This is a genomic window from Brevibacillus sp. HB1.1 (genome assembly GCF_013332445.1).
Classification (GTDB): Bacteria; Bacillota; Bacilli; order Brevibacillales; family Brevibacillaceae; genus Brevibacillus; species Brevibacillus porteri.
Window position 1 is genome coordinate 446832 of record NZ_JABMIV010000001.1, and the last position, 18538, is coordinate 465369.

The following is an 18538-nucleotide window of genomic DNA, read 5'->3' on the forward strand; positions in this document are numbered from 1 at the left end:
TCGGTGACAGAAGCGCCTACTTTTGGGAAGCTTGTGCCTCAGGTGCTTGAAGCTGGATGATGACCATATCTGGCCCAATTTTTACGATGGATCTCCATGGGATCACGAGGTCCTCTCGCTTCTTACCGAACCCAAAGAAACTGCCTCCTGGCAAGATGATGGATTGAATCGTACCGTTTTCGGGATGGATGACTAAATCGGAATCACTGATGACCCCCATTTTCTCCCCGTTGTCCAGTCCAATAATTTCCTTCCCACCCAACTCGCTTAAGCGCATGGAGAAGCCCCCTTTGTCCTTTTATTTACTGTTGATATACGCAAAAAAATCCGGGCTATGCCGGATTTTTGCTTACAACAAAATATCGTTTTTCACGTTTTCAGGGAAGCCGTCGAGTGGACTCACCATCGCCATAGACATCTTGGAACGGAACAGTTGCTGCGCCACAGCCAAAACAGATTCATGGGAAACACGGTCAATTTTGGCGATGATCTCGTCTAAACTTAGGTGACGGCCCAGCAGGAGTTCATTTTTGCCAAGTCGACTCATACGGCTATTCGTGCTTTCCAAGCTGAGCATCAGGCTGCCTTTCAGCTGCTCTTTTCCTTTGTTCAGCTCTTTGTCCGTAATTCCATGATCAGCGACATCGCGTAGGACGCGCGAGACGATGTCAAAAACCTGTCCTACTTGCTCTGGTGCCGTTCCTGTATATACGTGGAACGTACCCGCTTCTTTGTAGGACGAATGATAGGAATAAACAGAGTATGCTAAGCCGCGCTCTTCTCGAATTTCTTGGAATAGACGCGAACTCATGCTGCCACCCAGGACGTTGTTCAGCAAAATCAAGGAGTATACATCAGGATGCCCAACCTTAAAGCCAGGTAGTGACAGGCACAGATGCGCTTGCTCTGTCGCTTTATGATGCGCGATCACATTTCCAGCAAAATCAGGAGTAGACAAGGTCGGCATACTGCCTGGACGCGAGAAAGTCTGAAAGCGCTTTTGAATGTCTTCAATCAAACTGTCTTCAAAATTTCCTGCTACTGTTATCACCGTATTCGTTGGCAGGTAATGCTGATCAATATAACCGAGCAAATCGTCACGTTTCAAGCTACGCAGGACATCCTCCGTACCCAAAATTGAATACCCCAGTGGGTGTGTGCTGTACGAAGCGCGCGCAATTAAATCATGCACCATATCATCTGGCGCGTCTTCATACATGCTAATTTCTTCAATGACGACGTTCTTTTCCTTTTCCAACTCATCTGCATCAAACACCGAGTTGAAATACATATCAGAAAGAACATCGAGGGCGATTGGAGCATGTTGGTCGAGCACCCTTGCGTAATAGCAGGTATACTCCTTCGAGGTAAAGGCGTTCACGTTTCCGCCAATCTCATCAAAGGTTTCCGCAATTTCCTTTGCAGAACGAGTAGTCGTGCCTTTGAAAAACATATGCTCGAGAAAATGGGAAATCCCGTTGTTTTTCTCGTTTTCATATTTCGAACCAGTCCCTACCCAGATGCCTAAGGCAACGGAGCGAACGGACGGAATCCGTTCCGTCACGATTCGAAGACCGTTATCACACGTATGACGTTGTATCACGTAAATCCTCCTCGGTTGTTCATCTGTCTCTACCCGAAACCTCGGGGAATTTCTTGTAAACACGTCTAACTATAGCAAACTTCCTTTGTCTCCACAATAAATGAACATGTATTTACGGTGACGGGAGTCTGCGACTCGATATTACCTCCGAAACAGTCGTCGGCTGTAGCCCCTTCTTTTTGGCGATCGTCAGAAGTTGATCTAAACTGGCCTCGGAGGTAGATGTAGGGTGCATGAGTACGAGGACACCGTTCTCCATTTTCCGGCTTATTTTATTGATCACATAAGCAGGCGAAGGTTTCTGCCAGTCAATCGTATCTGCCGTCCATAAAATCGTCTTCATTTGATAAGAAGAATGCGCGATTTGTACAACGCGTTGGTTAAAAGCACCAGATGGCGGTGCAAACAAGGAGGGCTTCACTTCCAGCGTTTTATAAATAACATCTTGCGTACGACTTATCTCTTGATGAATTCTCTGTGTCCCCAGTGTGTTCATATCGGGATGGGAATACGCATGATTACCAATCTCATGGCCACGAGCCAAGATCTTTTTTGCTTCTTCTGGGTAACGTTTTGCCCAAGAGCCATCCAGAAAGAAGGTTGTCTTTACCTTGTGCTTATCGAGTGTATTGAGCATTGAATCGAGATACTCATTCCCCCAGGCCACGTTGATCATGAAAGAAATCGCCGGCTTATTCGGATTTCCTCGATAGATGGGATGTGCTCCCAATTGCTCAAGCGAAACCGCTGGAGGTACTTCCTTGTATACCAACAAATCTGGACTAGACACACCCGCAGCCAGCATTTTATTGATTGATTCTTCTACATCCACAACGCGTCCATTATATCCCGGAATCGCTTTCCACGTCTGATCGACGACGGCATCTATCGGCTGTTCCTCTCTGCCCTCTTTCCACTTTTCAATCTGCGCCCGTAAACGCGCTTTTTCGTTTTCGTTATGATCTCCATTCACTACCTGGACATGTTTGATCGTACTGATGTAATGATGAATAGGCTGATAATTCAAGAGAACGATCAGCGCTGCTCCATATATAACGATGAACAAAAGTCTCCTGGTCCTATTCGTCATTAGGGCGTCGCCCTCCTCTATCGATCGTACGAGTCTCTCTTGTCCAATGTATGAGAGGAAGGAACGACTTAGACATACGAAACGGGAGCATCTGGCACATAAAAGAAAAAGCTTCCGTACACGAATTTCTTCGAGTGACGAAGCCTTTTGTTTTTCTTTATTCTTCTTTTGCTGGTGTTTCAGCAGCTTGTGCCGCAGCAGCTTGCTCTTTCAAAACTGCTTTGCGAGAAAGATTCACACGACCTTGGTCGTCGATCTCGGTCACTTTCACTTGTACTTTATCACCAACTGCGACAACATCTTCTGTTTTGGCTACACGCTCTTCAGCCAGTTGAGAGATGTGGCACAAGCCTTCTTTACCTGCGAACAATTCGATGAACGCACCGTACTTCTCTACGCGTTTTACTGTTCCCAGGTAAACCTGACCAACAGCTACCTCACGAACCAGATCTTCAATGATTTGTTTCGCGCGCAGATTCGCTTCGTGGTTGATGGATGCGATGAAGACTCGTCCATCTTGCTCGATATCGATTTTTACGCCGGTTTCTTCGATAATCTTATTGATGACACGACCTTGTGGACCGATTACATCACGAATTTTCTCCGGATTGATCGTCATGGTCATGATTTTTGGTGCATAAGGAGACAGTTCTTTACGCGGTTCGGAAATCGTGCTCATCATATGGTTCAGGATGTGCAAACGACCTACACGCGCTTGCTCCAAGGCCAGCTCTAAAATCTCACGGTTGATACCGGAAATTTTGATGTCCATTTGGATAGCTGTTACACCAGCCTCTGTACCCGCTACTTTGAAATCCATGTCTCCCAAATGATCTTCCATACCTTGAATATCAGTCAGGATCGAGAAAGATTTCTCATCTTTGCTCATGATCAAGCCCATCGCAATACCTGCTACCGGAGCTTTGATCGGTACACCTGCATCCATCAAGGCAAGTACGCTCGCGCAAATCGACGCTTGCGATGTGGAACCGTTGGATTCAATTACTTCGGATACGAGACGAATCGTGTATGGGAACTCTACCTCAGATGGAATGATCGGCTCAATTGCACGCTCACCCAACGCACCGTGTCCAATTTCACGACGCCCTGGAGGACGCAACGGACGTGCTTCACCCACGCTATACGGTGGGAAGTTGTAGTGGTGCATGAAACGCTTGGATTCTTCCAGACCGAGTCCATCGAGAATTTGAACATCTCCCAGCGCGCCCAATGTGCAAACGCTCAGTGCTTGCGTCTGACCGCGAGTAAACATAGCAGAGCCATGTGTACGGGAAAGAATGGTTGTCTCACTAGACAGCGGGCGGATTTCGTTCAGAGCGCGTCCATCAGGGCGAACTTTCTCATCCGTAATCAGACGGCGAACCTCATCCTTGACAATATTGCCAAGTACTTCGCTAATCATCTTTTCCTGCTCTGGGTATGCCTCAGGGTCCTTGGCTGCAAAATGTTCTTTGGTTTCTGCCTTGATATCGTCAATAGCATCGTAGCGTGCTTGTTTTTCTTCGATGCGAACAGCTTCTTTCAGGCGAGCTTCCGCATATTCACGCACAGCTTGATCGATTTCAGGATCCACCTCATGCAAGATGACTTCCATCTTTTGCTTGCCAATTTCGGACACGATCATGTTCTGGAATTCTACCAGTTGCTTAATAACGTCATGACCAGCCATGATCGCTTCGAGCATTACTGCTTCCGGTACTTGGTTCGCAGCTGCTTCCACCATGTTAATCGCTTCGTGTGTACCTGCGACAGTCAGGTGAATATCGCTTTTCTCCGCTTGAGCTACGGTAGGGTTAATGACGAACTCCCCGTCAATTCGTCCTACGATCACTCCTGCAATCGGACCTTCAAAAGGAATTTCCGAAACGGATAGCGCTGCGGAAGTACCGATCATCGCAGCGATTTCAGGTGAGCAGTCTTGATCCACAGACAGAACAGTATTTACGATTTGTACATCGTTACGGAATCCTTCTGCAAAAAGAGGGCGGACAGGGCGGTCAATCAAGCGGCTAGCCAAAATTGCCTTTTCGCTTGGACGTCCTTCTCTTTTAATAAAGCCGCCAGGAATTTTCCCAACCGCGTAGAGACGCTCCTCATAGTTAACAGTCAATGGAAAGAAATCAAGTGGTTTTGGTTCCTTCGAGACTGTAACTGCGGACAGGATTGCTGTATCGCCGTAACGAACCAAGACCGAACCATGCGCCTGTTTAGCCATTTTGCCAAATTCCAGGGTCAGTTTTCGGCCTGCCAGTTCGAAGTCATATGTACGGTATTGTTGCTCCATGATGCTAGCAGTCCTCCTTCACAACAATGTGCATTTCACACTTTGTTTTCTACCTATATGTATTATTTCCTGCCATGATAAAAATTAAATGGCTACCTTTGGCAGTCTTTCTAGATAATAAAAAAAGCTTCTTTTGAAGCTAATTAAATCTACCAGATAGGTCACAAGCTTTTTTACTCGTTTCGGATGGGCTTAGCGCATTTCTACGCTAAACCCTCCTACACGATAGAAAAAGCGGGCAGAACCCGCTTTTTACAAGACGCTGATTAGCGGCGCAGACCCAGGCGGTCTACAACCGAACGATAGCGTTGAACATCTGCTTCACGCAGGTATGTCAACAGGTTACGACGTTGACCAACCATTTTCAAGAGACCACGACGGCTGTGGTGATCTTTCTTGTGCGTACGCAAGTGTCCGTTCAGATTGTTAATGTTTTCGGTCAAGATAGCGATTTGCACTTCCGGTGAACCGGTGTCGTTCTCATGAGTACGGAACTCTTGAATCAGTTGAGTTTTACGTTCTTGAGTCAATGCCATCATGACTCACCTCCTCATTTTTTATACCGTTCGCCGAGTCTGCCGTCGGTGAGAATCGGACAGCCAAGCTACGGTTATCTGTACAACGTTTTGAATTATAGCATACCATTTTGTGAAAAGCAAAGAGAATCCTTTACGAGATTCCCTCTGCGAATTTTTGTTTCGCCGTTTGTACATCTCGTCCAATTTGCGCAATGAGCGCATCGACTCCAGCAAATTTCTGTTCTTCCCGAATGTAGAACAGGAACTCTACTTCTACTTCTTTGTCATAGATTTCACCAGAGAACTCAAATATGTGCACTTCTAATGACTTTTCTTTTTTCTCCAGTTCAAATGTAGGCTTGATGCCTACGTTCATGACGCCATAGTAGCTTTGTTCATCTACGGTAAACCGAACGCCGTAGACCCCATTCTTTCCGATTAAGTACGGCTGATTCACTTGGACATTCGCTGTAGGAAAGCCAATGGTTCGACCTCGTTTGTCGCCATGCACGACTGTCCCGCGAACTTTGTAGGAGCGGCCTAGCAAATGGCGAACCTGCTCGACATCCCCATGATGCAGATATTCACGGATGATTGTACTGCTCACTTTTTCACCCAAACGATTTACCGGACCCACTATGTCGAGCCCATAGCGACCTTTGCTCATTTCTTGCAGGGTATGGGCAGTCCCCATCCCGCGATAGCCAAAGGTGTAGTCGAAGCCAACGACAATATGGCGGCATTCCAATGGGAGAAGGCACTCTGCGATGAAATCTTCTGGATAAATAGCCGCAAAGCTAATATCGAACTTCATTACATAAGTGGTGTCTACGCCCATCTTTTCGAATTGCTCGAGCTTGTCTGCAAGTGGTGTCAAATAGCGGGTATAACCGCTTTGCCCCAATACTTCTCGAGGATGCGGATCAAAGGTCACTACCGTACTTTGCCATCCGTTTGCTTTCGCTGTATCAATCGCCTTTTGAATTACACGGCGATGCCCAATATGTACACCATCAAAGTACCCCAGTGCAATCGCACAAGGATTCGCTTGCAGGTCAGACGGAAACGGATATGTCAGGTAGATCGTTTTCACGGATTACACCTCGGCTGGAAAGACTTTTTCTGGTTTGGCGAAAAGTCCTTTGTCTCCACGGCATACGCGATGGATGCCAAGTAATTCTTCCCCCGCAAACAAGCAAATCAAGCTTCCTTCCTCCGTAGTGACGCCCGGAAGCGCAGTAGCAAGTCCATTACGTACTGCTTTGATCCGTTCTGGCTTAACCTGAAACGACGGTAAGAACGAGATTGCCTGAGGGATGGAGACCAAGTAGCGGGAAATGTCTTCCCCGGTTGCTGCCTGTTCCTCAATCTGCTGGAGGGGGATTGCCTCTTGCTCTTGGAACGGGCCGCTTTTTATTCGCCGCAACAGCTTCATATGGGCAGGATAACCCAGAGCGCGTCCGAGGTCAACACATAAGGTGCGCATGTATGTGCCTTTGGAGCACGTGCATGTGAATGCAACATCGACAGTGTCCCCATCCACGCTGATCTTATGAAGGGTCAGCTCATACAGCGTCACTTTCCGTGCCTGCCGTTCGATCACCGTGCCTTCACGAGCCAGGTCGTACAACCGCTTGCCGTTTACCTTCACCGCTGAGAACATCGGAGGTACCTGCTCCATTTCACCCAAAAAGGATTCGAACAGCGCTTGAATACGCTCCGTCGTAATCGATGCTGCATCTACGCTAGCTTGCTCCACCACTTCTCCGGAAGCATCTTCCGTCGTGGTCGAAGAGCCTAGGCGCATGACTACATCATAGCGTTTAGGCAGCTCTTGCAAATATTCAACTAGCCTCGTTGCGTGTCCCACACAAATGGGGAGTACACCCGTTACATCTGGATCCAGTGTACCCGTATGCCCCACTTTTTTCGTTCCATACAATCGACGAATTCGTGCTACACAATCATGGGAGGTCATACCAGCTGGCTTATCGATAACCAGCACGCCGTTCACGTTACTCATCGAATTTCACTCCTACTGCATCGTCCAGCACAGTCCATACTCTTTGCTGTACTTCTGAAAGTGGTCCTTTGATCGTGCATCCTGCTGCTTTTGCGTGTCCACCACCACCGAGCTGCTTAGCAATGACAGCTACGTCAACCCGATCGCGAGCACGCATGCTCACCTTGACCACTCCTAGTTCCGCTTCCACAAAAGAAACGCCTACCTCGACTCCCTCAATGTTGCGGCAGTAATTCACCAATCCACCAGCATCTTCTCGCTCAGCACCCACTTCGGCAAAATCTGCTGCCGAAACAGTGATCGAAGCAACCAAATTTTGATGGGACAGTTGCAAGGTTTGGAGAGCACGTCGCAAAACTTTCACATGGGCAAATGTGATTTCCTCCAGGCAGCGCTCTGCTACGTCTCCTGGCTTCACACCATATCCGAGCAATCGAGCAGCGATTTCCATGACACGCGGTGATGTATTGGAATAGCGGAAACCGCCTGTATCTGTCAGAAGACCTGTATAGATGCACAGCGCAAGCTCTTCATTGAAAGAAACCCCAGCTGCTTCTGCAACATCAAACAAAATCTCTGCTGTTGCGGCTGCATCCGGCCGAACCAGATTTACCGTTCCAAAATGATCGTTGGTCGGATGGTGATCGATATTCAGCAAAGCAGCTCCAGACGCAAATAAAGACCGTACATCGCCCATCCGCGACTCATCCGCGCAGTCTACAGCGATTACGGCCCCGAACGTCTCGTTCAGTGGTTGCTTGCGCAGGTTATAAAGACGGTCAAACCTTGGCAAGAAATTAAACTTGATCGGTGTTTCCCCTTCGTTTACAACCACATACTCTTTTCCCAACTGCTCTAGCATGAGCACGACTCCCAAAGCAGATCCTGTAGCATCTCCGTCAGGACTTACATGAGAGAGAACCAGGAAGCGGTCGTGCTCCTGCATAAACCGCGCCGCTTCCTGTACTGCTATTTGATTAGGATTCATCCTGTTTCTCTCCCTCTGTGGAGATTTCCCGCAGGATTGATTCAATTTTGCTGCCGTAGTCAATGGACTCGTCCAGCTTGAATACAAAATCAGGAATGTGACGCAGCTTTACGCGTTTCCCGATCTCCGTACGCAAATAACCTTTTGCTTTTGTCAAACCTGCAAGAGAAGCTTTACGCTCTTCCTCACTGCCAAAAATGCTGACAAAAACCTTTGCCAATTGCAGGTCACTGCTTACCTCTACATCTGTTACCGTTACGAAACCGACACGAGGATCTTTGAGTCCACGCTGCAATACGAGGCTCAATTCTTTTTTGATTTCTTCGCCTACGCGGCTGATTCGTGTTTTATTCATCGATTTTCACCTCCGCTAGCTGCTCTTTACTCGTAGTATTCCGTATCCACGCGAGTCAACTCTACCTCTGGATGGTTTTCCACGAATCGTATGACAGCCTGCATTTCTTGTTGTAAAAAAGATATCTCATTAGCAACGGCAGCGATACCCAACACGGTACGCTGCCATTGCTCGAGATAAGCCACCTCTGCCGCGGAGACGTTAAATCGGCTCCGCAGCTTGCCGATCAGACTTTTGACGATGGCCCGTTTTTCTTTCAGGTTTTGGCTAGCGGGCAGAAACAGTTCAATCTGCACACCTGCTACCATTATTGTTTCACTTCAACCATAACGAATGCTTCGATGACGTCATTAATTTTGAGGTCATTGAAACGTTCCAAGGTTAGACCGCACTCATAACCCGCAGCAACGTCTTTCGCATCGTCTTTGAAGCGCTTGAGTGTATCGAGCTTACCTTCATAAATTACAATGCCTTCACGGATCAAACGTGCACCAGCATCACGGCTCAATTTACCCTCAGTCACATAGCAACCTGCAATGTTTCCAACTTTGGATACCTTGAACACTTCACGAATCTCAGCTTGACCGATAATATTTTCTTTGAAGACTGGATCCAGCATACCTTTAAGAGCTTGCTCGATCTCTTCGATTACCGTGTAAATAACACGGTGCAAACGGATGTCGATCTTCTCTTGTTCCGCCATGCTGCGTGCATTTGGTTCAGGACGCACGTTGAAACCAATGATGATGGCGTTGGAAGCATTTGCCAGCGTAACATCGGATTCCGTAATCGCGCCAGCACCTGTATGAATGATTTTCACACGAGTACCGTTGACATCGATTTTCTCCAGAGCGCCACGCAGCGCTTCTACAGAACCTTGTACGTCACCTTTTACAATCAGGTTCAGCTCTTTAATATCGCCTTCTTGGATGTGTTGGAACAAGTCATCCAAAGATACACGGGAGCTCTCACGACGCTCGGATTCACGTTGCTTGGAAGCACGTGCTTCCCCGATCGCGCGGGCTTTTTTCTCGTCTTCAAAGACGCGGAATTGGTCGCCTGCTTGTGGAACGTCATTCAAACCAGTGATTTCTACTGGAGTAGAAGGTCCTGCTTCTTTCAGGCGGCGTCCTTTGTCGTTCACCATGGCACGTACACGTCCGAAAGCGGAACCTACTACAATTGGGTCACCAACGCGCAGGGTACCTTGTTGAACCAGAATGGTTGCAACTGGACCGCGTCCCTTGTCAAGCTCTGCTTCGACAACAGTACCGCGAGCGCGCTTGTCTGGGTTTGCTTTCAGTTCTTCTACCTCGGAAACGAGCAAGATGTACTCAAGCAATTCTTCGATACCTGTACGCTGTTTAGCGGACAATGGGGAGAAAATAGTTTCGCCGCCCCACTCTTCGGCAACCAACTCATACTCGGTCAATTCTTGCTTGATGCGGTCAATATTTGCTTCTGGTTTGTCAACCTTGTTGACTGCAACGATGATAGGTACGTTAGCCGCTTTCGCATGGCTGATCGCCTCAATCGTTTGTGGCATAACACCGTCATCCGCTGCAACAACCAGAATGGTGATGTCTGTAATTTGCGCACCACGAGCACGCATTGTTGTAAAGGCCGCGTGACCTGGTGTATCTAGGAAAGTAATTTTCTTTCCTTTGATTTCTACTTGGTACGCACCGATGTGCTGTGTAATTCCGCCTGCTTCGCCTGCTACAACGTTTGTAGAGCGAATCGCATCCAGCAAAGTCGTTTTCCCGTGGTCAACGTGTCCCATGATGGTAACAACTGGTGGGCGCTCCAAGAGACTTTCTGGTGCATCCACTTCTTCCAATGTTTCGAAGTTGGTTTCATCGATGATGATTTTTTCTTCCACTTCTACATTGTAGTCTGCACAAATGAGTTCGATTGCTTCACGATCAAGGTACTGGTTGATTGTTGCCATGATGCCCAATCCAAACAGCTTCTTGATCACTTCCGCTGGTTCCTTGCGGAGTTTCACTGCCAACTCGTTCACTGTCAAAGACTCGGTAAACGTAATCTTTGCTGGTGGTTCCAGAACAGGACGTTGCGGCTTTTGTCCACCACGATGGTTATTTCCGCGACGGTTATTTTGGTTGTTGCGGTTATTTCCACCACGGAATGGTTGGCTCTTTTTGTTATCCTCAAAAGTCTTTTGAGTTTGAGGAGCCTTTTTGATTTTCTCGCGCTTCTCCATACCAACATTGGATGGGAGTTTTACTTTATCTTCAAACTCTTCTCCTGTACGTCCCTCTGTCTGATTAGCAGCAGGTTGTTGTGCAGGACGCTGTTGGTTTTGTGGGCGTTGCTGATTGTTCTGTGGTCTTTGTTGTCCTTGGCCTTGTGGTCTTTGTTGTCCTTGACCTTGTGGTCTTTGTTGTCCTTGGCCTTGTGGTCTTTGTTGGTTACCTTGTGGCTTGCGGTCATTCGGTTTTGCGGGTTGACTTCTCATATTGTTTGGTTTTCTCTCCTGATTCTTCCCCTGATTTTTTCCATGTTGAGGACTTTGCTGATCGGAAGTAGCACTGTTGTTACCGAAACGAGTAGTATTTGTCGTGCTTCCTTCACGATCGCCATTTTGTCTGTCATTTCTAACAGCTTGAGCTTGCCCCGACTGTTGCTGGGGTCTAACCTGTTGTCCTCTGGAGTCGGTGGGGCGACGTTGATCGTCCGTTTGCTTTGGTCGTGCATCGCTTGACGAGTTGCGCGCTTCTGGCTTGGCGCCAGAACGCAATTTGGCCATGTGATCCTCGATCCTTTTAATCGTCCCTTCTTCCATGATACTCATATGATTTGCTACTTCTATATTCAATCGTTTTAGCAAATTGAGGATTTCCTTACTGCTCATGTTGTGCTGTTTGGCATACTCATACACACGTGTCTTCAAATATACTTCACCCTTTCTAAGTTAGGTGAGCAGACGCTGAATGCTTTCGGCCAATTTCCCATCGGTTACCGCCACGGTAACGCGCCCATCTTTTCCGATTGCGTGTCCCAATGAATGTCGGTCGCCAGTGGTTACACATGAGACACCGTAATAGGAACATTTATCCTTTACTTTCTTAGCGGTATTGTCTGATGCATCTGATGCGAGCAAAACCAGGCGGGCCTGCCCATTACGAATAGCGGTAATGACTAGCTCCTCCCCGGTAACGATCTTTCTCGCACGCATCGCCAATCCGAGTAATTGTGCTGCTTTTGGGATCATTTTCCCATCATCTCCAGCCATTTCTCACGGAAAGCATCATACTTTTCTTGGGAGATGGACATATTGAGGGCACGTTCCAGCACTTTTTTCCATTTTCCCGATGCGAACGCATCCGGCTTCAGACAGCTTTCCTGCCGACACACATAGGTACCGCGTCCCGCCGCCCTTCCAGTAAGATCAATGACGATCTCTTCTTCTGGAGTCCGGACGACGCGGACTAATTCCTTTTTCGGAAACATTCCTTGGCAAACAATGCACTTACGCAACGGGATCTTTTTTTGCTTCATGATTATTCGTTGTCCGTCCCTTCATCGCTCTCTACTTCTTTTGGATAAGCGATGCCTTCTTGGTCGGCTTGGGACTCGCTCTTGATATCGATCTTCCAGCCAGTCAGCTTTGCTGCCAGGCGTGCGTTTTGGCCGCGCTTACCAATCGCCAGAGACAATTGATAATCAGGAACGATCACACGTGTAACCTTCTCGGCTACGTTAACCTCAACATGCAGCACTTTTGCAGGGCTGAGTGCATTGGCTACATACTCGGCAGGATCTTCAGACCAACGAACAATGTCGATCTTTTCGCCTTTCAGCTCCGTAACGATCGTTTGGACGCGCATGCCCTTTGGACCGACACAAGCACCTACTGGATCAACATCTGCGTTGATGGAATGCACAGCGATCTTCGAGCGATCGCCCGCTTCACGCGCAACAGATTTGATTTCAACCACACCGTCATATATTTCTGGCACTTCTAATTCGAAGAGACGCTTCAAAAGCCCCGGGTGAGTACGAGAAACGACGATTTGCGGTCCTTTAGTGGTTTTCTCTACTTTGATGATGTATGCCTTCACACGATCTTGAGATTTAAAATCTTCGGATGGCATTTTTTCTGTGATCGGCATAACGGCTTCCGCCTTACCCAGATCAATGTAATAATTGCGAGCGTCCATACGCTGAACAACGCCTGTTACGATATCGTCTTCACGCTCAATAAACTCGCTGTAGATCAAACCGCGCTCCGCTTCGCGAATGCGCTGCGTAACCACTTGCTTCGCTGTCTGAGCAGCAATACGACCGAAATCACGAGGCGTTACCTCGATTTCGACGATGTCCTCCAGACGGAAGTTAGGATCGATTTCTTGTGCTGCTTCTTGAGAGATCTCTAGGCGCGTATCCAATACCTCTTCTACGACGTTCTTCCGCGCAAACACACGCACCATACCTGAATGACGATTTACATCCACCCGTACATTTTGGGCCGAGTTGAAGTTACGTTTGTATCCAGAGATAAGAGCCGCTTCGATGGCCTCAATCAGTACGTCTTTGGTGATGCCTTTCTCTCTCTCAATGGCTTCTAAAGCCTCGATAAAATCGCCGTTCATGACTTTCGTTGCCTCCTCCTTTACTTACCACGGGCTACCACAAGCTACTGACAATTAAAAAACAATCGCCAATCTGGCTGTGTCAATTTGCTCTTGGGAAATTACATACGTTTTCTTTGCCTCTTTCACTGTCAGCTTGCCATCTTCAAAGGATATCAGTTCGCCTTCGAACTGGCTTGATCCTTCTACTGGCTCTTTTGTTGTGATATGAACATGTCTGCCAACAGCTTTCGTGAAATCCTTATCCTTACGTAAAGGGCGCTCAGCACCCGGCGAAGATACTTCTAAAAAGTATGCCGTAGGGATGGGATCTACTTCGTCTAGTTTTTCGCTCAGCTTCTCGCTGACAAGGCGGCAGTCATCAATATCGATGTTGCCAGTTTCATTGTCGATAAACACGCGCAGAAACCAGTTGCTGCCTTCCTTTTTGTACTCGATGTCAACCAGCTCCAGGCCCACTTCTTCAACGATGGGCGTGACGAGTTCAGTGACGATGCCCGTTACCTTGCTCAAGCAAGTACCTCCTTCTCATTTGAACCATGAGGTGTAGCCAGAAAGAAAGAGTGGGTTTCCCCACTCTCGATCAGCCATGCGTATAAAACCAGTATTTCCAAAAAAATTATAGCATAACAGCCCTCCGCTGACAACCTTTGGATGACCGTCTGCCTTGACAGCAAGCCTTAGAACAAGGATAGCTGATTGGATTCCGGCAGTCCTTTCAACGCACCCTGTTCGTCCAAGAACTCCAAAATGGTCTTGGAGATACGGGAACGGGATAAGAGATCTTCCTTGGACAAAAACTCTCCTTGCTCTCTCGCCTGCACGATACTGATCGCTGCGTTCGTCCCTAAGCCAGGCAGGGCGTTGAATGGAGCGATCAGAGTGTCACCCTCGATCAGGAAGCGCGTTGCGTCCGATTTGTACAAATCAACGTTCGTAAAACGGAAGCCGCGTTCCACCATTTCCAGCGCCATCTCCAAGACAGTCAGCAATGCCTTTTCTTTTGGCTGTGCATCGTGTCCCTTACCCTCGATCTCTTCAATCTTTTGCTTGATCGCTGCTGAGCCTTTGACCATCAACGGAATATCAAAGTCATCTGCACGAACAGTGAAATACGTCGCGTAAAACTCCAATGGACGATGAACTTTGAAGTATGCGATCCGCACTGCCATCATGACGTAAGCAGTCGCGTGCGCCTTCGGGAACATGTACTTGATCCGCTGACACGATTGAATATACCATTCTGGCACATTGTTATTGCGCATTTCTTCTTGGTCGTCTTCAGGAACCCCTTTACCTTTACGTACAGACTCCATGATCTTAAAGGCACGAGAAGGCTCTAGTCCTTTATAGATCAAGTACACCATGATATCGTCACGACAACCAATTACGTCCGGCAGCTTACATGTACCGTTTCGAATCAAGTCCTGTGCATTATTCAGCCAAACGTCCGTACCGTGTGAAAGTCCAGAAATCTGAACGAGCTCGGCAAACGTAGTCGGTTTGGTGTCTTCTAACATCTGACGTACGAATTTGGTTCCAAACTCAGGAATGCCAAGTGTTCCCATGTTCGTACCAATTTGTTCTGGTGTAACTCCCAACGCTTCGGTGGTACTGAAGATGGACATGGTCTTTTTATCATCCAGTGGAATCGTCTTCGGGTCCATTCCCGTCAAGTCTTGCAACATACGAATAACGGTCGGATCATCGTGTCCCAGAATATCGAGTTTCAGCAAGTTATCGTGAATGGAGTGGAAGTCGAAATGGGTTGTGCGCCATTCTGATTCATTATCATCAGCCGGGAACTGAATCGGGCAAAAGTCTTCAATCTCCATGTAGTCAGGTACTACGATAATACCTCCCGGATGCTGTCCCGTCGTCCTTTTTACGCCTGTGCAGCCGTTGACGATCCTGGATATCTCCGCATTACGCAGCGTCATGCCACGCTCATCGGCATACTTTCGCACGTAGCCATACGCTGTTTTTTCCGCAACGGTACCAATCGTTCCGGCACGATAAACGTAATCCGCTCCGAACAGCTCTTGTGTGTATTTATGTGCACGCGGCTGATAGTCACCAGAGAAGTTCAAGTCAATATCCGGTACCTTGTCGCCTTTAAAACCAAGGAACGTTTCGAACGGAATGTCTTGCCCGTCTTTGGCATACATCGTGCCGCATTCTGTACATGCTTTATCCTCCAGGTCAAACCCAGAGGCGATGGAACCGTCTGTGATAAATTCACTGTGCTTACAATCTGGACAACGATAGTGAGGAGGCAATGGGTTTACCTCAGTAATCTCAGACATCGTGGCAACAAAAGACGAGCCTACAGACCCACGTGAACCTACCAGGTAACCATCATTCAACGATTTCGTTACCAAACGCTGCGAAATCAAATAAATCACACCGAAGCCGTGCTTGATGATACTGTTCAATTCTTTTTCCAAGCGATGCTCGACCAGTTCGGGCAATGGATCACCATACAACAACCTTGCTTTGTCATAACACATTTGACGCAGCTCATCATCCGCCCCTTCAATGATCGGCGTGTACAGCTTGTCTGGAATCGGACTAATATCCTCAATCATATCCGCAATGGCATTCGTATTGGTTACAACAATTTCTTTTGCAGTCTCTTCCCCCAAAAAGGAAAACGCCTCTAACATCTCTTCCGTTGTATGGAAGTAAAGCGGCGGCTGGTTGCCTGCCGTTGGGTCCCCTTTTGACAATAAGAAAACATCGCGGAAGATTTCATCTTGCGGATTGAGAAAATGCACATCTCCTGTGGCTACGACCAGCTTGCCGAGCTCTTTTCCCATTTCCACAATCTTTTGATGATAGCCCTTCATCGTCTCCAATGATGGAATTTCTTCATTACGCAATAGTGGTGAGTAATGAGCAACCGGCTGTATTTCCAAAAAGTCGTAATAACTAGCAACTTCCTTCAGTTCTTCTGGTGACTTACCACGCAGAATCGACTGCATCAGCTCGCCATCCTTACATGCTGTCCCGATTAACAAGCCTTCACGGTATTTGGTCAGCTGGCTTCGCTGAATTCGTGGCCAACGGAAGAAGGTTTCCACATGGGAACGACTCACGAGCTTGTACAGGTTTTTGAGGCCTTCTTTATTTTGCACGAGAATCGTCGCATGGAATGGACGTCCACTCTTGTAATCCGCCTCTTCGTTGCTTTTTTCATTCAGTTCAGCAAGCGATTTGATTTCCGCTTCTTTTATGTCCTTCAGCATTTGCTGGAACACTTGAGCCAAGGCCACGGTATCGTCCAACGCACGGTGAGCATTAATGAGCTCGACGTTAAACTTTTTCGCTAATGATCCCAAACGATAATTGCGCATTCCTTTGTACATCAAACGCGCCAAAGGCAGGGTATCTAAAAATGGATTGGTCCATGGTTCCATGCCAATCCGTTTGGCGCAGGCGTTAATAAACGCTTTATCAAACTCTGCATTATGCGCAACGAGGATGGCGTCACCAGTAAAATCTTTGAACTTGCGGAGTACCACATCGAGTGTCTCTTGCCCGCGGAGCATTTCGTTGGTAATCCCCGTAATCTCGGTTGTCTTTGGCCCAATTTCCAATTGCGGGTCGATCAGTTCCGTCCATTGGTCGACAATTTCTGCGCCTTTCATTTTGACAGCAGCGATCTCGATGATTGTATGCTCTGAGGCGTTTAACCCCGTCGTCTCCGTATCAAACACGACGTATTCGGTATTTTCATCAATGGAGAGATTGTTGTCTACTTGCATGTTGTAAACGATATCGATACCATCCTCGACTACGTAGGCTTCCATACCGAGAATGCATTTGATGTTGTTCTTTTTGGCGATGGAATACGCCTCTGGAAAAGCCTGCACGACACCATGGTCAGTGACAGCAATTGCTTTATGACCCCACTTTGCTGCCGTCGAGACCAGTGATTTTACGGATGCAACGGCATCCAGCGCACTCATCGGCGTATGGCAGTGGAGCTCGACACGTTTTTCTTCCGCGTGATCTTTGCGAATGACCTGCTCAATCTGGTTCAAATCATTGGCATTCATCACAAGATCGCGTACAAATGTGTCATGCTGTACACTTCCCCGTACTTTCACCCACATGCCGTCTTTCAGCAATTCAAGCATTTTCACGTCTTCTTTATCGCGAGAGAACATCTTCACCGTGAGAGAATCCGTATAATCCGAAACGTTGAACGTGAGCAAATGGCGTCCACTGCGAAGCTCTTTAACTTCTACGTTAAATACGGTTCCTTGGATGACGATACGGCGTTCCTCATCTTGAATCTCGCAAATCGGGATCGGCGCATCTTTGATTTCATAGCCCATCATGAGCGTAGTGACAGCCTCAGCTTTATCAGACGATTTGTTCTCTTGCTGAACAGCTGTCATCACAACTTCGACGAGAGCACGCTCTTCCTCTTTACGTTGCTCCTCAAAGGCCTTATACGCGTCATCGCTTTCTTCCCCATGGAAAGTAAAGCGCATCGAGCAATCGGTAGCTTTTTGGAAAGCAGCCAAAAGCTCATTATCCGCTCGTTTACGCTTGGCAACCTCAACGGACATCTCCGTTGGCAAGTACACCTTGACTTCCTGTTGGTCGACCTGCTTACGTGCTTGACGCATCGTACCTGCCAAGGAGTTCAGAGCTGGCTCCAGACCCGCCAGCAAGACATCCCAATACTCTTCGACTACATGATCGAGTGATGGCTTTTGGAGATAATGAAATCGGGTATCTACTTTGGCTAGATGCGAAAATGTATGCGTCAATCGCTTCGTAAAAGCTGCATAAACATCTGCAGGTATCATTCTCGGGAGGGCAAAGTGAAAAACCCATTCTTTGTTCTGCTTATACAGCTCTAACTTTTCAATCTGAGCATCAAGAAAAAATCGCTCCACCCATTCGTCAGGAACTTCCATTTGCTTGACCAATAGGGAGAAGCGATGCTTTTGCTCTTGTAAACGGTCCACGGTTTTCCCACCTTCCCTATAAGTGAGCGTTCAAACAAGAAAAAGAGGCACTCCC

At 47.7% G+C, this 18538-nt stretch carries 16 protein-coding genes; all 16 read right to left on the reverse strand.

Going from position 1 to position 18538, the window contains the following annotated elements; genetic code table 11:
• Nucleotides 1-16: 16 nt before the first annotated feature.
• Nucleotides 17-277: a YlmC/YmxH family sporulation protein gene (locus tag HPY27_RS02100; protein ID WP_017249283.1), complete on the reverse strand. Its 261-nt coding sequence runs from the start codon at nucleotides 275-277 to the stop codon at nucleotides 17-19.
• Nucleotides 278-349: 72 nt separating this feature from the next.
• Nucleotides 350-1603 carry a M16 family metallopeptidase gene (locus tag HPY27_RS02105; RefSeq protein ID WP_017249284.1) on the reverse strand — a complete coding sequence of 418 codons (1254 nt, stop codon included), beginning with the start codon at nucleotides 1601-1603 and terminating at the stop codon, nucleotides 350-352.
• Nucleotides 1604-1715: 112 nt separating this feature from the next.
• The gene (locus tag HPY27_RS02110) at nucleotides 1716-2693 is read right to left on the reverse strand and encodes a polysaccharide deacetylase family protein (RefSeq protein WP_017249285.1); all 978 of its coding nucleotides are present in this window, start codon (nucleotides 2691-2693) and stop codon (nucleotides 1716-1718) included.
• A gap of 157 nt (nucleotides 2694-2850) precedes the next feature.
• Entirely contained in the window at nucleotides 2851-4998 is a 2148-nt protein-coding gene (pnp, locus tag HPY27_RS02115; RefSeq protein WP_017249286.1) for a polyribonucleotide nucleotidyltransferase, read from the reverse strand.
• Nucleotides 4999-5264: 266 nt separating this feature from the next.
• Nucleotides 5265-5534 carry a 30S ribosomal protein S15 gene (gene rpsO / locus HPY27_RS02120; protein WP_015891708.1) on the reverse strand — a complete coding sequence of 90 codons (270 nt, stop codon included), beginning with the start codon at nucleotides 5532-5534 and terminating at the stop codon, nucleotides 5265-5267.
• A gap of 133 nt (nucleotides 5535-5667) precedes the next feature.
• Nucleotides 5668-6609, reverse strand: a complete 942-nt coding sequence (locus HPY27_RS02125) for a bifunctional riboflavin kinase/FAD synthetase (RefSeq protein ID WP_017249287.1) — start codon at nucleotides 6607-6609, stop codon at nucleotides 5668-5670.
• A 3-nt stretch (nucleotides 6610-6612) separates the two neighbouring features.
• On the reverse strand, nucleotides 6613-7539 hold the full coding sequence (truB, locus tag HPY27_RS02130) for a tRNA pseudouridine(55) synthase TruB (RefSeq protein WP_017249288.1): 927 nt from the start codon (nucleotides 7537-7539) through the stop codon (nucleotides 6613-6615).
• Nucleotides 7532-8527, reverse strand: coding sequence for a DHH family phosphoesterase (locus tag HPY27_RS02135; RefSeq protein ID WP_174224282.1), 996 nt, complete (start codon nucleotides 8525-8527; stop codon nucleotides 7532-7534). Before HPY27_RS02135 ends, truB begins: the two co-directional genes overlap by 8 nt.
• Entirely contained in the window at nucleotides 8517-8882 is a 366-nt protein-coding gene (gene rbfA / locus HPY27_RS02140) for a 30S ribosome-binding factor RbfA (protein ID WP_007719226.1), read from the reverse strand. The genes HPY27_RS02135 and rbfA overlap by 11 nt, the downstream gene beginning before the upstream one ends.
• A gap of 26 nt (nucleotides 8883-8908) precedes the next feature.
• The gene (locus HPY27_RS02145) at nucleotides 8909-9190 is read right to left on the reverse strand and encodes a DUF503 domain-containing protein (RefSeq protein WP_017249290.1); all 282 of its coding nucleotides are present in this window, start codon (nucleotides 9188-9190) and stop codon (nucleotides 8909-8911) included.
• Entirely contained in the window at nucleotides 9190-11796 is a 2607-nt protein-coding gene (gene infB / locus HPY27_RS02150; protein WP_174224283.1) for a translation initiation factor IF-2, read from the reverse strand. Before infB ends, HPY27_RS02145 begins: the two co-directional genes overlap by 1 nt.
• A 21-nt stretch (nucleotides 11797-11817) precedes the next feature.
• A complete protein-coding gene (locus HPY27_RS02155; RefSeq protein WP_007719232.1) occupies nucleotides 11818-12117 on the reverse strand; it encodes a YlxQ family RNA-binding protein in 300 nt (99 codons plus the stop codon).
• Nucleotides 12114-12404, reverse strand: a complete 291-nt coding sequence (rnpM, locus tag HPY27_RS02160) for an RNase P modulator RnpM (RefSeq protein WP_017249292.1) — start codon at nucleotides 12402-12404, stop codon at nucleotides 12114-12116. The genes HPY27_RS02155 and rnpM overlap by 4 nt, the downstream gene beginning before the upstream one ends.
• Nucleotides 12405-12406: 2 nt before the next feature.
• A complete protein-coding gene (gene nusA, locus HPY27_RS02165; RefSeq protein ID WP_017249293.1) occupies nucleotides 12407-13498 on the reverse strand; it encodes a transcription termination factor NusA in 1092 nt (363 codons plus the stop codon).
• A 54-nt stretch (nucleotides 13499-13552) separates the two neighbouring features.
• Nucleotides 13553-14011 (reverse strand): ribosome maturation factor RimP, encoded by a 459-nt coding sequence (gene rimP, locus HPY27_RS02170; RefSeq protein ID WP_017249294.1) that lies wholly within the window; start codon nucleotides 14009-14011, stop codon nucleotides 13553-13555.
• 167 nt (nucleotides 14012-14178) lie between these two features.
• On the reverse strand, nucleotides 14179-18483 hold the full coding sequence (locus HPY27_RS02175) for a PolC-type DNA polymerase III (protein ID WP_174224284.1): 4305 nt from the start codon (nucleotides 18481-18483) through the stop codon (nucleotides 14179-14181).
• Nucleotides 18484-18538 lie beyond the last annotated feature (55 nt).

Coding starts and splice junctions, on each gene's coding strand:
- HPY27_RS02100 (WP_017249283.1), bottom strand. CDS start 277: ATGCGCTTAAGCGAGTTGGGTGGGAAGGAAATTATTGGACTGGACAAC.
- HPY27_RS02110 (WP_017249285.1), bottom strand. CDS start 2,693: ATGACGAATAGGACCAGGAGACTTTTGTTCATCGTTATATATGGAGCA.
- pnp (WP_017249286.1), bottom strand. CDS start 4,998: ATGGAGCAACAATACCGTACATATGACTTCGAACTGGCAGGCCGAAAA.
- rpsO (WP_015891708.1), bottom strand. CDS start 5,534: ATGGCATTGACTCAAGAACGTAAAACTCAACTGATTCAAGAGTTCCGT.
- truB (WP_017249288.1), bottom strand. CDS start 7,539: ATGAGTAACGTGAACGGCGTGCTGGTTATCGATAAGCCAGCTGGTATG.
- HPY27_RS02135 (WP_174224282.1), bottom strand. CDS start 8,527: ATGAATCCTAATCAAATAGCAGTACAGGAAGCGGCGCGGTTTATGCAG.
- rbfA (WP_007719226.1), bottom strand. CDS start 8,882: ATGAATAAAACACGAATCAGCCGCGTAGGCGAAGAAATCAAAAAAGAA.
- HPY27_RS02145 (WP_017249290.1), bottom strand. CDS start 9,190: ATGGTAGCAGGTGTGCAGATTGAACTGTTTCTGCCCGCTAGCCAAAAC.
- HPY27_RS02155 (WP_007719232.1), bottom strand. CDS start 12,117: ATGATCCCAAAAGCAGCACAATTACTCGGATTGGCGATGCGTGCGAGA.
- rnpM (WP_017249292.1), bottom strand. CDS start 12,404: ATGAAGCAAAAAAAGATCCCGTTGCGTAAGTGCATTGTTTGCCAAGGA.
- nusA (WP_017249293.1), bottom strand. CDS start 13,498: ATGAACGGCGATTTTATCGAGGCTTTAGAAGCCATTGAGAGAGAGAAA.